Source organism: Ruegeria sp. CDSA089, assembly GCF_059612205.1.
The window spans coordinates 486,767-501,768 of the sequence record NZ_JBXWQD010000002.1 but is presented as its reverse complement, the minus strand read 5'-3'; the positions used below and the strand labels follow the sequence as shown (position 1 = coordinate 501,768).

Below are 15,002 nucleotides of genomic sequence, written 5' to 3'. Positions count from 1 at the left end.
CAAGGAAAACACCATCGCCTTCCCTGGCATGACCCAGTAGAACCATCCGCAATCGAAAACAGAAAGGACCGGCGACATGCGCGTCTACTACGATCGCGATTGCGACATCAACCTGATCAAAGACAAGAAAGTGGCGATCCTGGGCTATGGCTCGCAAGGTCACGCCCACGCGCTGAACCTGCGCGACTCGGGCGCGAAGAACCTTGTTGTGGCGCTGCGCGAAGGCTCGGCCTCGGCCAAGAAAGCCGAAGCCGAAGGTCTGACCGTAATGGGCATCGCCGAAGCCGCCGCCTGGTGTGACCTGATCATGTTCACCATGCCCGATGAATTGCAGGCCGAGACCTACAAGAAATACGTGCATGACAACATCAAGCCCGGCGCGGCCATCGCGTTTGCCCACGGCTTGAACGTCCACTTTGGCCTGATTGAGCCGAAAGAAGGCGTCGACGTCATTATGATGGCCCCCAAAGGCCCCGGCCACACCGTGCGCGGCGAATACGTCAAAGGCGGCGGCGTGCCCTGTCTGGTGGCCGTCGACAAGGACGAAACCGGCAAGGCGCTGGAAATCGGTCTGTCCTATTGCTCCGCCATCGGCGGCGGTCGCTCGGGCATCATCGAGACCAACTTCCGCGAAGAATGCGAAACTGACCTGTTCGGTGAGCAGGCCGTTCTGTGCGGTGGTCTGGTCGAGCTGATCCGCTGCGGCTTTGAAACACTGGTCGAAGCCGGTTATGCGCCCGAAATGGCCTATTTCGAGTGTCTGCACGAAGTGAAGCTGATCGTGGACCTGATCTACGAAGGCGGCATCGCGAACATGGACTACTCGATCTCGAACACGGCTGAGTACGGCCAGTACGTCACCGGCCCGCGCATTCTGAAATACGACGAGACCAAAGCGCGTATGAAAGAGGTTCTGAGTGACATTCAGCAGGGCAAGTTCGTCCGTGACTTCATGCTGGAGAACGCCGTTGGCCAGCCGACCATCAAAGCGTCGCGCCGCGCCAATGACGAGCACATGATCGAGGAAACCGGTGCAAAACTGCGCGCCATGATGCCTTGGATATCGGCCGGAAAAATGGTCGACAAAGAAAAGAACTGATCCCGTCTGGATCACGCGAAAGGGCGGCCTTCGGGTCGCCTTTTTTGTCCCCATCGGAGACCGGCCATGGTCGATCAACCCACATCTCGCGACTGGAGCGGCGTCATCGCCCTGGGCCTTATCTGGGGCGGCACATTCATGGTCGTAGCTATGGCGTTGGAAGGGTATGGCCCGGTCACGGTTGCAACCGCGCGGACCACCTTGGGGGCGCTGACCTTGCTGGGAATGATGGCCGTAACCGGTCGCAAATTGCCTGCGGGCGATGCCAAGCTGTGGTCCTTCATTGCCATCATCGGCCTGCTATCGACCGCGTTGCCCTTTCTGTTGCTGAGCTGGGGGCAGCAATATGTGCCTTCGGCCTTTGCGGGGCTGTCGATGGCAGCGATTCCACTAATGGTACTACCGCTGGCACATTTCTTCTCGGACGAGCCGTTGAATCTACGCAGATTTCTGGGCGTATCGCTGGGTTTTTCCGGGGCATTGGTGCTGATCGGCCCAGGTCTAACGCAGATCGGACAAGGCACGGAACCACTGGCGCAACTGGCCTGTATCGGAGCGGCTCTCTGTTATTCCTGCGCATCGATCTTCACCCGACGTTGCCCACCGATTGATCCGGTCGCGTTGGCGGCATTGTCGCTGATGGTGGGGGCGGTTCTGTTGCTGCCCGTCATGCTGCTGACCGAGGGCATCCCGCAGTGGCAGGGCACGCGCCCCGGTCTGGCAATCATTGCGCTTGGTCTCCTCCCCACTGCCTTCGCCACCCTATTGCGCGTGTCCATTATCCGCAGCGCGGGGTCGGTATTCCTGACGCTGGTTAACTATCAGGTGCCTATCTGGTCGATGGTCTTTGGCGCATGGATTCTGTCTGAGGCGTTGCCGCTAAGATTCTTCATCGCGCTGGCAATGATCCTGACCGGGCTGGCGATCAGCCAATGGTTCAGCCTACGCCGAATGCTGATTGGGCGTTAACCGGCGACAGCCTCGACCTCGGCGACGATGCCATCAACGACTTGGGTCAGCAGCGCATCGTCCTCGCATTCGGCCATGACGCGGATCAGTGGCTCGGTCCCCGATTTGCGGATCAGCAAGCGCCCCTGCCCGTTCAGACGCGCCTCGGCATCAGCGATGGCCGCTTTGACGTTCGCAGTATCGAGCGGCGTTTGCCCTTCGCCGTAGCGCACATTCTTAAGTAATTGCGGGACCGTTTCGAATTGCACCGCAAGTTCCGAAGCTTTGCGGCCCGAATGCACCATCTCGGCCAGGAAATGCAGCCCCGCCATCAACCCGTCACCAGTGGTGGCATAGTCGCTCATGACGATATGGCCAGATTGTTCGCCGCCCAGATTAAACCCGCCTTCGCGCATCCGTTCGACGACATAGCGGTCTCCAACCGCCGTCCGTTCCAACCGCAACCCAAGCGCGTTCAAATGCCGTTCCAACCCCAGATTGGACATAACTGTCGCCACCAAAGCACCGCCTTTAAGGCGGTCAGCCTCGGCCCAGCTCCCGGCCAGCAGAGCCATCAACTGGTCGCCATCCGCAACCTGCCCGTGTTCATCGACCATAACGACCCGGTCCGCATCGCCATCCAGACAGATGCCTACATCGGCACCATGGGCCACAACCGTCTCAGCCGCGAGTTGAGGTTTGGTCGAGCCGCAATTCAAGTTGATGTTTTTACCGTTTGGCGTGACGCCAACCGGGATGACCTCGGCCCCCAACTCCCAAAGAACCTCGGGCGCGGTGCGGTGGGCGGCCCCGTTGGCGCAATCAACCACCACATTCAACCCATCCAGCCGAAGATCGCGCGACAGCGAGGATTTGACCCGCTCACCATAACGGAACCGCGCATCGTCCACCCGGCGTGCGCGGCCAATATTTTGCGCTTGCGCGGGTTTGACACCCTCTTCGATCAGACGCTCGATCTCAATCTCAGCCTGATCCGACAGTTTGAACCCGTCCGGGCCAAAGAACTTGATGCCGTTATCCTCGGCCGGGTTATGGCTGGCCGAGATCATCACGCCCAGATCCGCCCGCATGGACCGCGTCATCAATCCAACCGCGGGCGTGGGCACCGGCCCCAGCAACAGCACGTTCATCCCGGTCGAGGTCAGCCCCGCCGTCAGCGCGTTTTCCAACATGTAACCGGACAGGCGCGTATCTTTACCAATGACCACGCGGTGCGCGCCGGATTGGTCGCGGCGGAAATACCGGCCCACGGCCGCTCCCATGCGCAGGGCCATCTCGGCCGTGATCGGATGGGTATTGGCAGTGCCCCGCACCCCGTCAGTTCCGAACAGCTTGCGCATTGATCTCTCTCCGTCGTTTCTTGCCTGCGTCCGGATTACCGGACGGCGGCCCACAGACGCAAGGCCTGAGCAGTCTCGGCCACGTCGTGAACCCGCAGGATCTGCACCCCTTGTGCCAGACCAGCCAGCCCAACCGCAATCGAACCGGGCGCGCGGGCGTCCTTGCGCGTCTCTTTGCCGATCTGCCCGATGAACCCCTTGCGCGACACACCCAACAGGATTGGACATCCCAACCCGTGAAACAGGCTGAGATTGCGCAACAGAGTTGCGTTGTGGTCCACGGACTTGCCAAAACCGATACCCGGATCGACAATGATCTGGTTGCGGTTCAGACCAAGGGCTTCCAGATACTGCACCTGATCGTTCAAGAAGTCATACACGTCCAGCAGCACGTCATTATATCTGGGATCGTCCTGCATGTTGGTCGGGTCGCCCTGCATATGCATGACACAGACCGGTGCCCCAACTTCTGCGCAGAACGGGGCCAAGTCTGGATCGAAAGTAAAGCCCGAGACATCGTTGATCAGGCCAGCCCCCGCCTGCCACGCCGCCTTTGCGACGCTGGCTTTGCGCGTGTCGATCGAAATCAGCGCTTTGGTCCGCTCGCAGATCGCTTGGATCAGGGGCTTGGTCCGGGCGATCTCTTCGTCCTCTGGGACAAACGCGGCTCCGGGTCGGGTGGATTCGCCGCCGATATCCAGGATCGTCGCATCTTGCCCAACCATTTGCTCCGCCGCGTCCCGGGCAGTTTGCACCGAATTGTGCACCCCACCGTCCGAGAAACTGTCCGGCGTTGCATTCAAGATGCCCATGATGTGCGGGCAGTTCATATCCAGCCCTGCAATGGGCGCGCGGGGACGCGAAAGGATGGCCAGAATCTCATCAGGCACGTCCTGCACTGCGACAACAGAGGCGTTTTCTGTCCGGCTCAAGCGTTCCACATGGGTAAACCAAAGCGCCTGCCCGGCCAACGTCACGGCCCCTTCAGGACGCCGAGCGCCGCTCTGAACCAAAGGTCTGTAGTAGGTGGTCACAGTTGCGCCTGATCCACAGAGACAGCGCGCAATGGTGTTTTAGGGTCGTCTGGCAGTGCGCCTCCAATGACCATCATCTCGCTGGCTTCAAATGTGGCCGCAAACCAGGCCGCCAGCGCCACCGCGTCCGACGGCGCGGCCGAGGGACCATCAACAGCATCCAGCACGATCTTGGACGGGGCCCAAACGCAAATCTGCCCGTTCTTCATCGCCCAATCCAGCTCGGTCCGGGTCGAGACAACAACGCAGCGGTGATCCCGCGCGGCCAGAACCCAGGCATTTTGTTCGATCGCCAAAAGATCGATCCGACGCTGGGTCATCGCATGACCCGTCTGGGGAACAGCCAAGTCTGCACTTCCAACGCACAGGATAAGCGGGCGTTGCCGGTTCTCAAGCTGGTCGATCCAACCGGTTAGATTGCCCGAGGCAATCGCCTCGTTCGACAGGAAGACAAGACGTGGATGGGGACGTTCTTCCTCGACCACGTCGTGGTGCACAGCATCCTTGCCACGCACAATCTCGACCCCCAGTGCGCCAGGCCCGCGATCCAGTTTTTCAATTCGAACAAAAGCTTTTACAGCCTGCGGTTCAAGCAAAATACGCTCGGCAACACGCTCTGCCAATGTTTCCAGCAGGTTCAACCGCTCGGCAGCCAGTTCAAAGGCAATCGCCTCGGTCACGCGGTCATAGGACAGGATGCGGTCAACATCGTCATCAATCGCATCGGTCAAAGGCCGCACCTCGACCACAATGTTGAAGCAGATGCGCTGTGTGGTCCCACGTTCGGCCTGAAAGGCACCAATCTCGACCTCAACAATGTGATCCCTCAGCGAGATTCGATCCAAAGGCTCTCCGGCGGCCATCGCTTCGGACCGTTCCGAAGGGTGCGCAAAGGCGAGGCGGATTTCAGAACTCATAAGACGGACCTTCTCGGGCATTGGGACTGATCTGCCCAAATTAGACATTGCGGGCGCGTATAGCACCGCAACAAACGCCTTTCCAGTCGTCGAATGCGTCGTCAGGTGACGCGAAACCAGCTCATCATCCCCGATGCGGCATGGCCCAACATGTGACAATGCAACAGCCAACTGCCCGGATTATCCGCAACCAGAGCGACCTGTCGGGTTTGCCCCCGCCCCAGCAGGACGGTGTCGCGCCACGGACCAAGGCTGCCATCCGACAAGATGATACGGAAATGATGGCCATGCATGTGCATCGCATGGGGAAACGCCGTCTGGTTGGCAAACTCGATCTGGTGGGTTTCCCCCAGTCGGGTGTCCAGAAACGGGTCCTTGGGGCGTTCAGCATATCCGTTCAACGCCCAAAACCGCCCAAGTTGGGCCAGTTCCTGCCCCGTCAGCTCGGTTTCGCCCAGCTTGGCCGAGCTGAGCCAACGCATCGCGCCGCCCTGCATCTCCATCCGATGCAGTGGTGCACTATCCGTGGATATCACCGGCAGAGGATTGGGCGGCAGCGCCGCGATGCCGGATCGCACCGCTCTGCCCGCACCCGACACGTCAAAGCGGACCAGGCCGAAACCACCGTCACGCTCAAAGCTGACAAGGCTGGCGGTTTCTGAGGCCAAGGCGCGCACGTCAACGATCATGTCTGCCCGTTGCGCCGGCCCCAGCGGGAAGGTGTCGGTAATCTCCAGCGGGGTCTCCAACGGCATCCCGTCCAGCGCCACGATCCAGCCGGTCAGCCCATCTATACCCAGATCGAATATCCGAGCATTCGAGGCGTTGATCAGACGCAGGCGCAGCCGCTCGGCCGCACCCACCTGATACGAGGGATCCAACTGACCATTTACGGTAATTATATTACCCTGCCGCCCGGCATGGCTGAGGTCATGTCCATTGTCGAAATCATCCGTTATCTGCCCGGTTTCCGGGTCCAGCCGCCAGTCATCCAGCATCAACGTCAGATCCCGATCGACGTCTGGCGCGTCAGGCTCTTCGACGATCAGCGGGCCATAAAGGCCACGGGCCACCTGTTCAACCGTGCGATTGTGTGAGTGATACCAATAGGTTCCGGCATCAGGGACAGCAAAGTCATAGTCGAACGCGCCCCCGGACTCGATGACATCCTGCGTCAGCCCCGGCACACCGTCCATCGCATTGTCAATTCGAATGCCGTGCCAATGCACCGACGTGGCCTGAGGCAGAGCATTCGAAACCCGGCGCTGAACGCGCCCGCCTTGCGGTACGCGGATTTCTGTCCCCGGTACGGTTCCGCCAAAGCCCCAAACCGGTGTTTTCGGGAATTCCACCGGCGCAATCTGTTGCGCCGCTTCGCGCGCCACTAGTTCTGGAAACGCAGCCAAGCCCACTTTTGGAAAGGCAGATAGGGCAGCAGACGCGCCCAGGAATTGTCGACGGTTAAACAGCATTATGGGCCTCCTGGCCCATAACATAGATCATCCAACGCCCCGCGCCATCAGGGTTCCAGCGCGGGTGCGTCAGTTAGTTGCTAGCCGTCCGATAATTGTGGCGATAGAAAATATGCACACCAATCCGAGCCGTTTCCTTGTAGACCCGCGCCCAGGACGGTTTCACCGCCTTGGTATGATAATGGGTCGCCCCTTCGGTCAGCGCATCGCTGAGGCCGTCAATCGCGGCACGGGCTACTTTGGACACCCGCTCATAGGCTTTTTTCTCTCGGATCACTTCCTTGCGGCCATCACAAGTATAAGTGAACTGGCACTGGTATTTCTTGCCGGTCCCTTGCTTGATCACCCCACACAGCGTGTCCGGAAAGCGGCTGCTGTCCACACGGTTCATGATGACCTCAGCCACGGCAAATTGACCGCGCACGCTTTCCCCACGCGCTTCGAAGTAAAGCGCCTCGGCCAGGCATTTGAAGTGCTCATCCCCGGTTGCGGCGGGCTGGTCATCCAGCCAGTCCTTGGAGTAGGATATTTTCTGCTGTTCAAGTACCTTTCGGGGCTTGAACAAATTCAAGTATTCGCGGAAGTTTTGACCGGGCAGTTCAGTCCGAGTCACAAGTTCACGCTTGGCAGTATCAGTGGTTTCCCTCTCAGCGACGGAAACACTTGGCAGCACGGTTGCCGCCAATGTGGCAGCAGCCAGTATGTATCGTAGCATTCAGATAACCTCGCACAGGCACATTCGGCGCCATACCCTCCCCCGGCGGGCGCGACGAGGCTCATACCGAATTGAATCGGAAACGTCCAGTTTTCTAAAAAAAGCAAGTGGAAAATCGCCGTAACGTCAAAAATATATGACGACGGTGTGATTTGTTTCCTACTAATCCTAGCGGACTGTGCCGCTGTCAACCCCCAAGTCTGGACGAAATCGCCAGTTGAGCGGCAGCCAGCCGAGCGACCGGGACCCGGAAGGGTGAACAGGAGACATAGTCGAATCCAAGCGCACGGCAGATGGCGATTGATTCGGGGTTTCCGCCATGTTCACCACAGACCGATAGGGTCACGTCCGGTTTAACTTGCCGCCCCCTCTCAGCGCCCAGTTTCAGCAGTTCTCCCACGCCATCCGAATCCAACACGTGGAATGGGTCTTCGGCGAATACACCCTGCTGGACATAGGCCGACATAAAGCGCCCGGCATCGTCGCGCGACAGGCCGTAAGTCATCTGGGTCAGGTCGTTGGTACCGAAGCTCAGAAACGCAGTCTGCGGCGCAATCTCATCGGCGCGCAGACAGGCACGCGGGGTTTCGACCATGACACCCAGCCGATATTCAAACTCTTGCCCGCGCTCAGCCGCGACCGAGGCGGCAACCGTGTCGATGCGCGATTTGACGAGCTCGACCTCGCGCTTGGCCGAAACCAGAGGGATCATCACCTCCGGCACAACTGGTGCGCCGTTCTTGCTGGCCTCAAGCGTCGCCTCAAAGATGGCGCGGGCCTGCATGTCGTAAATCTCAGGCACGGTCACGCCCAGACGGACGCCGCGCAAACCCAACATGGGGTTATATTCGGTCATTGCGTCCACCCGGCGTTCAACGTCCGAGACCGGCAGATCCAGCGCTTCGGCCAGCTCACGCTGACCGCTGCGAGTGGTGGGCAGGAACTCATGCAATGGTGGGTCGAACAGGCGGATACAGACGGGTTGGCCTTCCATAATGCGGAACAGTTCGACAAAGTCTTCGCGCTGCATCGGCAAAAGGCGTTCCAGCACCGCCGCGCGACCCGAAGAGGTTTGCGCGAAGATCATCTCGCGCATCACGATCAGACGACCGGGATCAAAGAACATGTGTTCGGTCCGGCACAGTCCTATACCCTGCGCCATAAAGTTGCGTGCAGTCTGTGCATCGGCAGGTGTGTCGGCATTGGCGCGGATGGCAATGTCACGCTCCGCGTCAGCCCAGCCCATAAGCGTTTGAAAACAATCGTCCAGAGCAGCTTCAAGCATTGCGGGCTGCCCTGCTAGAACCTGGCCCGAACTACCGTCGATTGTCAGAACATCCCCGGTTTTGAACATCCGACCATCCGGTGCGGTCAGCAGCTTCTTCTTTGTCTGGAATCGCATCTCGGACGCGCCGACTATGCAGGGCAGACCCAGACCACGGCCAATCACCGCCGCGTGGCTGGTCATTCCGCCCTTCTCGGTTAACACGGCAACAGCTGCATGCATCCCGCGCACATCCTCTGGCGCGGTTTCGCGGCGGACCAGAATACAGGGCTCACCCCGTGCGGCGCTGGCCTGCGCCTCGGCGGCTGTGAACACGATCTTGCCGGTTGCAGCACCCGGACTGGCGGCAATCCCGGTGGTCAGGACGTCGCGCTGCGCGTCTGGGTGAACCTGACGGTGCAACAACTCGTTCAGCGAATGCGGATCGACTCGCATCACGGCCTCTTGCGGCGGTATGATGCCGTCTTCGGCTAGACGCACGGCAATCCGGACCGCCGCCCGAGCGCTGCGTTGCACCCGCACACCGTCCAGAATATGGACATGACCGTTTTCGATCACGAACTCGACCTGCATCTCCTCGCGTAGCTTGGCTCGCATCTGCGCGGCATGTGCCTTCAGGTCAGCAAACGCGTCAGGCGCAACCTCTTCGAGAGATTTCCCGCGCGGGTCCTTTTCAAGATAGAGCGCGGCCACCCCTTCCCCCAGCGCATCGCGGCCCTGGCTCTGGCTCAGATAGCGACCGGTGATCTGCGGCATTCCTGTTGTCGGATCAATAAGTTGCAACACGCCCGACCCGCATTCTCCCTGACCGACACCGGGTATCATCTCTTGAATCACAAGGCCCAGCCCGGCATCCGCGGGCGCACCTTTGGCCTGCCGCAGCAACCGCGCCGAAGTGCCATCCCACGCCCGCGCCATCGAGCGCAAAACCGCAACCAATTGCTCGCCCCGGTCCTGCGGAAAGCTTTCATCCGTCTCGTCTTCGTAGGCGCGCAAGGATTGTTGCAGACCTTCGCGCCCATCCGCGTCGATCTCGTCAAAAACATCCGCGTCCAGACGTGCCACGTGGATCGCGTAGCTTTGGACAAAACGCAGGTACAAAGCTGCCGCAGCCTCGACGCCCATCGAATCCGACAGGTCCACATAGCGCGCGTCGTTCATCCCGATATTCAGAATTGCGCCGGGACCACCCCAATCGGGGTCTTCAGAGCTGGGACGGACACACAACAGATCCGTCTGCGCGAACTGCTCCAGAATAGCGTCGATATCAGGAACTTGGCCCTGCGCAATGTTCTGCACCGCATCAAAAGACAGAGCCACAGTGCGCGGAACCGGCATATCCAGACGCACAAGCCGTTGCAGGCACTTCGCACGCCCCCCGTGCGACGAAGCGGTCACGGGCGCTGTGGGCGTAATTAATGTAGTATGCGGGTTATTCTGCACTGCGGCACCTTTTGTTTGCCCGCAGCATAAGCCCCTGCACCAATGGCGCAAGGGCGATCTGGATCAGCCCTCGATCTTGCTGAGGTCCGCGACGCGCGCGCAGACCTGCCGGATTTGGCTGAGCAGGTTCAGGCGGTTGCGCCGCAGGATGTCATTGTCGGTATTGACCTGAACATCCTCGAAGAAGGCATCCACCGGACCGCGCAGTGCGGCCATAGCGGTCATGGCTGCGGGGAAATCCTCGGCCTTCTGCGCGGCTTCGATCTTACCTTGCGCGTTATCAAGCGCCGCAAACAGCGCCTTTTCGCTGTCGGTCTCGGCGAATTTCACATCCGCACCGTAGGAATACTCGACCCCGTCCTTTTCCTCGGCCTGTGTGAGGATGTTGTTGGCGCGTTTGAAGCCCTGAACAAGGTTCTCGCCATCCTCGGTCGCGATCACCGCGTTCAGAGCACGAGCGCGTTTGACCAACAGGTTGAGGTCATCATTGCCGTCCATCGCGATACAGGCGTCGATGATGTCGTGGCGGATGCCCTCGTCTCGCAGGAACACCTTGAGGCGGTCGTGGAAGAAGGACAGCAGGTCCGCCGGAGCATTGCTGACGATCGCTGTCGCGGCTTCGACCTGATGAGCCAGCCCATGAACCTCTTGCGCGGCGGCCTCAGCATCCTCGGCCTTGGCTTGTTTCGCCTTGGCCTCTAGCAGGGCTGCCTGCCATTCGGGCAGTTTCAGCAGGCTTCCCAATGCCGACGTGAAGGTATCATTCAATGACAGGCGCAGATCGTTGGTCAGGATCAACCGGATCACCCCAAGCGCCGCACGGCGCAGCGCAAACGGGTCTTTCGAGCCCGTCGGCTTTTCGTCAATCGCCCAGAACCCCGTCAGCGTGTCCAGCTTGTCGGCCAGCGCCACCGCCACCGAGACCGACGCGGTCGGCACATCATCCGACGGGCCAAGCGGCGAGTAATGCTCCTGACTGGCCTGCCCCACCTCGGCTGGCAATTCGGCAGCCTGAGCGTAGTAGCGGCCCATCAAGCCCTGCAATTCGGGAAATTCGAACACCATCTCGGATGACAGATCGGCCTTACACGACTGTGCGGCCATCATCGCCAGTGCGGGCGTCGCACCCGTTGCCCCGGCCAGTTCATGCGCCAGCGCGGCGATGCGCAGAACCCGCTCGCCCTGCGAGCCCAGTTCGGCATGGAACGTCACCGCATTCAGTTTCTCGACCCAAGGTTCGAACCCGTCGGACTTGACGATGCGCAGGTCGTTCTCCCAGAAGAACTTCGCATCCGCCAGCCGGGCGGACAGCACCTTTTGGTTCCCTGCCAGAATAGTCGCGCCATTGTCAGCGGTCTCGCGGTTGGCGACGGTTATGAACTGTTCAATCCGACCGGTCTTGGGGTTCTTCACCGAAAAGAACTTCTGATGTTCTTTCATCGAGGTCTGCAGAACCTCAGGGGGCAGGTCCAGAAATTCGTCATCGATCTTACCCATCAGAACCACCGGCCATTCGACCAGACCGGCAACCTCAGCCAGCAGGCCCTTGTCATCGACCACTTCCAAACCGGCGGCAAAGGCCATGTTCTGCGCGTCGTTCCAGATATGCTCGGCCCGGTCCGCAGGGTTCAGGTCCACAAAGGCGCGTTTAAGTTTGGCGGCATAGTCTTCGAAAGACGTGACCGAGAACCGATCCGGAGCCATGAAACGGTGCCCCCCCGTGGTATCCCCGGATTTGATCCCCTCGACCTCAAGCGGCACGACCTGCGCGCCCGCCTCATCCGACAGGATGCACAGGATCGAGTGTAAAGGGCGTACCCAGCGCAGCGGGCCGCTGCCCCAGCGCATCGACTTGGGCCATGGGAAATTGCGGATGGTGGCCTCAAGCACTTCGGCCACGATCTCGGCTGCCGGGCGACCGGCTTTTTCGATGGTGGCGAAATAAACCGCGCCCTTGGGGGTGTCGCGTTCTTCCAGCTGATCACGGGTCAGACCCGCACCGCGCAGGAAGCCTTCGATGGCTTTGTCCGGGGCGGCGACCTTTGGGCCCTTGCGTTCTTCGCGGATGGTTGGGCTTTCCGCCAGCAGCCCCTCAACCGCCAGAGTCAGGCGGCGCGGCGTGGTCAGCGCTGCGGCCCCGGCATAGGTCAGACCGGCCTCGACCAGACCATCGGTAATCCGCTTTTTCAGATCCTCACCGGCACGGGCTTGCATCCGTGCGGGGATTTCCTCGGAAAACAGTTCGATCAGCAGGTCGGGCATGGTCGGTCCTTAGAAGTTCACGATCGTCTGGATGACGATGGCATTGGCAATATCCACAAAGAACGCGGATACAAGGGGCAGCACGATAAAGGCAATAGGCGACGGGCCATATCGCTTGGTAACAGCGGTCATATTCGCGATAGCGGTCGGAGTGGCCCCAAGGGCGAACCCGCCGAACCCCGCTGACAAGACAGCAGCGCGGTAGCTGCCGCCCATCACCGGGAACAATACCCAGATAACAAAAGCCACGGCCATAAGTGTCTGCGCTGCCAAAATCACAATGATAGCCAGTCCCAACTCGGCAATGGTCCACAGCTGCAAACTCATGAGTGACATGGCCAGAAACGCGCCTAGCGAGAACTCGGAAATAAGCGCCAGCGAGGGCGTTCGAGCAACTGGCGGAGCCTTGGGGAAAAGCGCAGAACGCAGATTGGCAATCACGATCCCCATGATTAGGCAAGGCACGAAAAGCGGCAGCTTCAACCCCGCCGCGCTGATGGCCTTATGAAGCAAATACCCGGCAACAATTGCGATGTTCAGATACAGCATCACCCGCATGATGGTCAGGTGATCCACCTTTGAGGCAGCCTCGGAGGGGTTTTCGGGTAGGCCGACGGTGTGCTCTTCGTCCGGTCGTTCAGGTGTCAGGTTCCGGCCCTCGATCAGATAACGCGCGATGGGGCCGCCGACTAGAGCCGCCAATACAAGGCCCAAGGTTGCAACGGCCACCCCCAGTTCGGTCGCGCCCTCTAATCCAGTTACCGCACCCACTTCGGGGGCCCAGGCGATTGCTGTGCCGTGCCCGCCGATCAGCGCGGCCGAGCCGAACAGCACCCCGGCCTGCGCCGGATAGCCAAAAAGCACTGCCCCAACAGCGCCCACGCCATTTTGCAAAACAATCGTCACAAGTGTCAGAATCAGAAGCAAAAGCAACGGCTTCCCGCCCGCGATCAAATCCGACAGCCGGGCATTCAAACCGATCCCTGCAAAGAACACCACCAGCAGGAAATCCCGCGCGGCCAGACCAAAAGTCATCTCAATCCCGAAAAGCAGATAAAGCCCCAGCAGAAAGACCGAGGCCAGCAACCCTCCGGTTACGGGTTCAGGGATGTTGAATTGCCGTAGCGCTGCTACACGGGCGTTGATCTCGGCCCCGATCAGATAGACAGCAAACCCCATTGTGGCCGTCAGGAAATCCGGGATTTGCAGCATCTCTTCGATCATTTCGCTACTCCTGCGGGCGCGGCGGGCACTCTTCGCCCACCACGGTTCCGTCATAAGCTTTTTCGCCGCAATTGTTCAGCGCATGCCAGACATAGCCTTTGCCGTCCTGCGTCACGGCAACGATCCGGTCCACGCCATAGTGGATGTTCTTTTGCCCCATGAAAGCCTGCGCCTGTCCCGATTTCAGTGCATCCGCAATCGTCACGGCATCATAACAGTCAAACCACCCGGGCGCGGTCAGTGGCTCAGCATTGTCCACCAGCTTGAAAGCGGCCAGATCTTCCTGGGTCAGCTCGGTTTCAAAGCAGGCCCGATACCGGATCGGAGAGCTGTCGGCATCAATCGCCTGAAACCCCGAGTAAGCAATTGGCTCCGCTTTTTCAGACGTCACAGCCACCAGCTGGACATCGCGTCCCGGCTGCGGATCGACCGAATAGTAAAACCCGTAAACCTGAAGGTAGTACATCCCTGCCCCGGCCAAAACGGCCGAGCCAAGCAACAGAAGAGCAAGCAGTTTTCCGGTCATTGGTCACGCAGCCTCTTTCAAATGCGCATGAAATCGGACAGGGTCCGGCACGTAACAGGTTGATACGAGGCTTATCGAATGGACTCCACCCTTACCGTCGGATTCTTCGGCGCTTTGTTTGCGATCATGAACCCGATCACCAACCTGCCCGTTTTCCTCAGCGTGACCGAAGGGTTGTCCTCGACCGATCAGCGTAAGGTGGCGGCGAAAGTGACGATCTATTGCCTGATCCTGGGGGGGGCTTTTGCGGCCATCGGCAATCAGGCGTTGGGGTTGTTTGGCATTTCGGTCGATGACCTGCGCGTTGCGGGAGGACTGGTCGTCCTGATGATCGGCCTCAACATGCTGAGTGGCAATCAAAGCACCACCCATCACGGTACCGAGGATGAAAAGCAATCCTATCCCGAACCCGACACCGTTGCATTCTATCCGCTGGCCTTTCCCATTCTGGTCGGTCCGGGCACGATCACGACTTTGATCCTCTATGCTCATCACATCACCAAACCAGTGGATGCGATGCTTTATGCAGGCGTATTTCTGGTCGTCCTGCTGTTGCTGTTCGTCACCTTCTGGAACGCATCGGAGCTGGCCAAACGCTTGTCCGCAAACGCGCGCGTTATTATGAGCCGCTTCATGGGCATGATCCTTTCGGCCATCGCCATAAGCATGATCGCCGACGGCCTGAAGGTGTTGCTGCCCGGATTGGCGTGATCTGG

At 59.8% G+C, this 15,002-nt stretch carries 12 protein-coding genes; 3 read left to right on the top strand and 9 right to left on the bottom strand.

The annotated features are described in order from the left end of the window. Positions 1-76: 76 nt before the first annotated feature. Positions 77-1,099, top strand: coding sequence for a ketol-acid reductoisomerase (gene ilvC / locus AC2FJ6_RS08145; protein WP_170769413.1), 1,023 nt, complete (start codon positions 77-79; stop codon positions 1,097-1,099). Positions 1,100-1,165: 66 nt separating this feature from the next. Beyond that, a complete protein-coding gene (locus AC2FJ6_RS08140; protein ID WP_170769412.1) occupies positions 1,166-2,068 on the top strand; it encodes a DMT family transporter in 903 nt (300 codons plus the stop codon). Here AC2FJ6_RS08140 and glmM read toward each other — a convergent pair. From glmM to AC2FJ6_RS08095, 9 genes are all read right to left on the bottom strand, one after another. Further along, entirely contained in the window at positions 2,065-3,408 is a 1,344-nt protein-coding gene (gene glmM, locus AC2FJ6_RS08135) for a phosphoglucosamine mutase (RefSeq protein WP_170769411.1), read from the bottom strand. The genes AC2FJ6_RS08140 and glmM overlap by 4 nt on opposite strands. A 35-nt stretch (positions 3,409-3,443) precedes the next feature. After that, a complete protein-coding gene (gene folP, locus AC2FJ6_RS08130) occupies positions 3,444-4,442 on the bottom strand; it encodes a dihydropteroate synthase (protein WP_170769410.1) in 999 nt (332 codons plus the stop codon). After that, the gene (locus AC2FJ6_RS08125) at positions 4,439-5,359 is read right to left on the bottom strand and encodes a dihydroneopterin aldolase (protein ID WP_170769409.1); all 921 of its coding nucleotides are present in this window, start codon (positions 5,357-5,359) and stop codon (positions 4,439-4,441) included. The genes folP and AC2FJ6_RS08125 overlap by 4 nt, the downstream gene beginning before the upstream one ends. Before the next feature lie 101 nt (positions 5,360-5,460). Further along, the gene (locus tag AC2FJ6_RS08120; RefSeq protein WP_170769408.1) at positions 5,461-6,831 is read right to left on the bottom strand and encodes a multicopper oxidase family protein; all 1,371 of its coding nucleotides are present in this window, start codon (positions 6,829-6,831) and stop codon (positions 5,461-5,463) included. 73 nt (positions 6,832-6,904) lie between these two features. Next, positions 6,905-7,546, bottom strand: coding sequence for a cell wall hydrolase (locus tag AC2FJ6_RS08115; RefSeq protein WP_170769407.1), 642 nt, complete (start codon positions 7,544-7,546; stop codon positions 6,905-6,907). A gap of 187 nt (positions 7,547-7,733) precedes the next feature. Continuing rightward, positions 7,734-10,229: a putative PEP-binding protein gene (locus AC2FJ6_RS08110; RefSeq protein ID WP_331252071.1), complete on the bottom strand. Its 2,496-nt coding sequence runs from the start codon at positions 10,227-10,229 to the stop codon at positions 7,734-7,736. A 108-nt stretch (positions 10,230-10,337) separates the two neighbouring features. Next, positions 10,338-12,536, bottom strand: coding sequence for a glycine--tRNA ligase subunit beta (gene glyS / locus AC2FJ6_RS08105; protein WP_170769405.1), 2,199 nt, complete (start codon positions 12,534-12,536; stop codon positions 10,338-10,340). A gap of 9 nt (positions 12,537-12,545) precedes the next feature. Beyond that, positions 12,546-13,760 carry a sodium/glutamate symporter gene (gltS, locus tag AC2FJ6_RS08100; RefSeq protein WP_496668783.1) on the bottom strand — a complete coding sequence of 405 codons (1,215 nt, stop codon included), beginning with the start codon at positions 13,758-13,760 and terminating at the stop codon, positions 12,546-12,548. A gap of 4 nt (positions 13,761-13,764) precedes the next feature. After that, on the bottom strand, positions 13,765-14,286 hold the full coding sequence (locus AC2FJ6_RS08095) for a DUF6446 family protein (RefSeq protein ID WP_170769404.1): 522 nt from the start codon (positions 14,284-14,286) through the stop codon (positions 13,765-13,767). Positions 14,287-14,364: 78 nt separating this feature from the next. Between AC2FJ6_RS08095 and AC2FJ6_RS08090 the strand changes: the two genes are divergently transcribed. Continuing rightward, positions 14,365-14,997 (top strand): MarC family protein, encoded by a 633-nt coding sequence (locus AC2FJ6_RS08090; RefSeq protein WP_170769403.1) that lies wholly within the window; start codon positions 14,365-14,367, stop codon positions 14,995-14,997. The last annotated feature ends 5 nt before the right edge of the window (positions 14,998-15,002 follow it).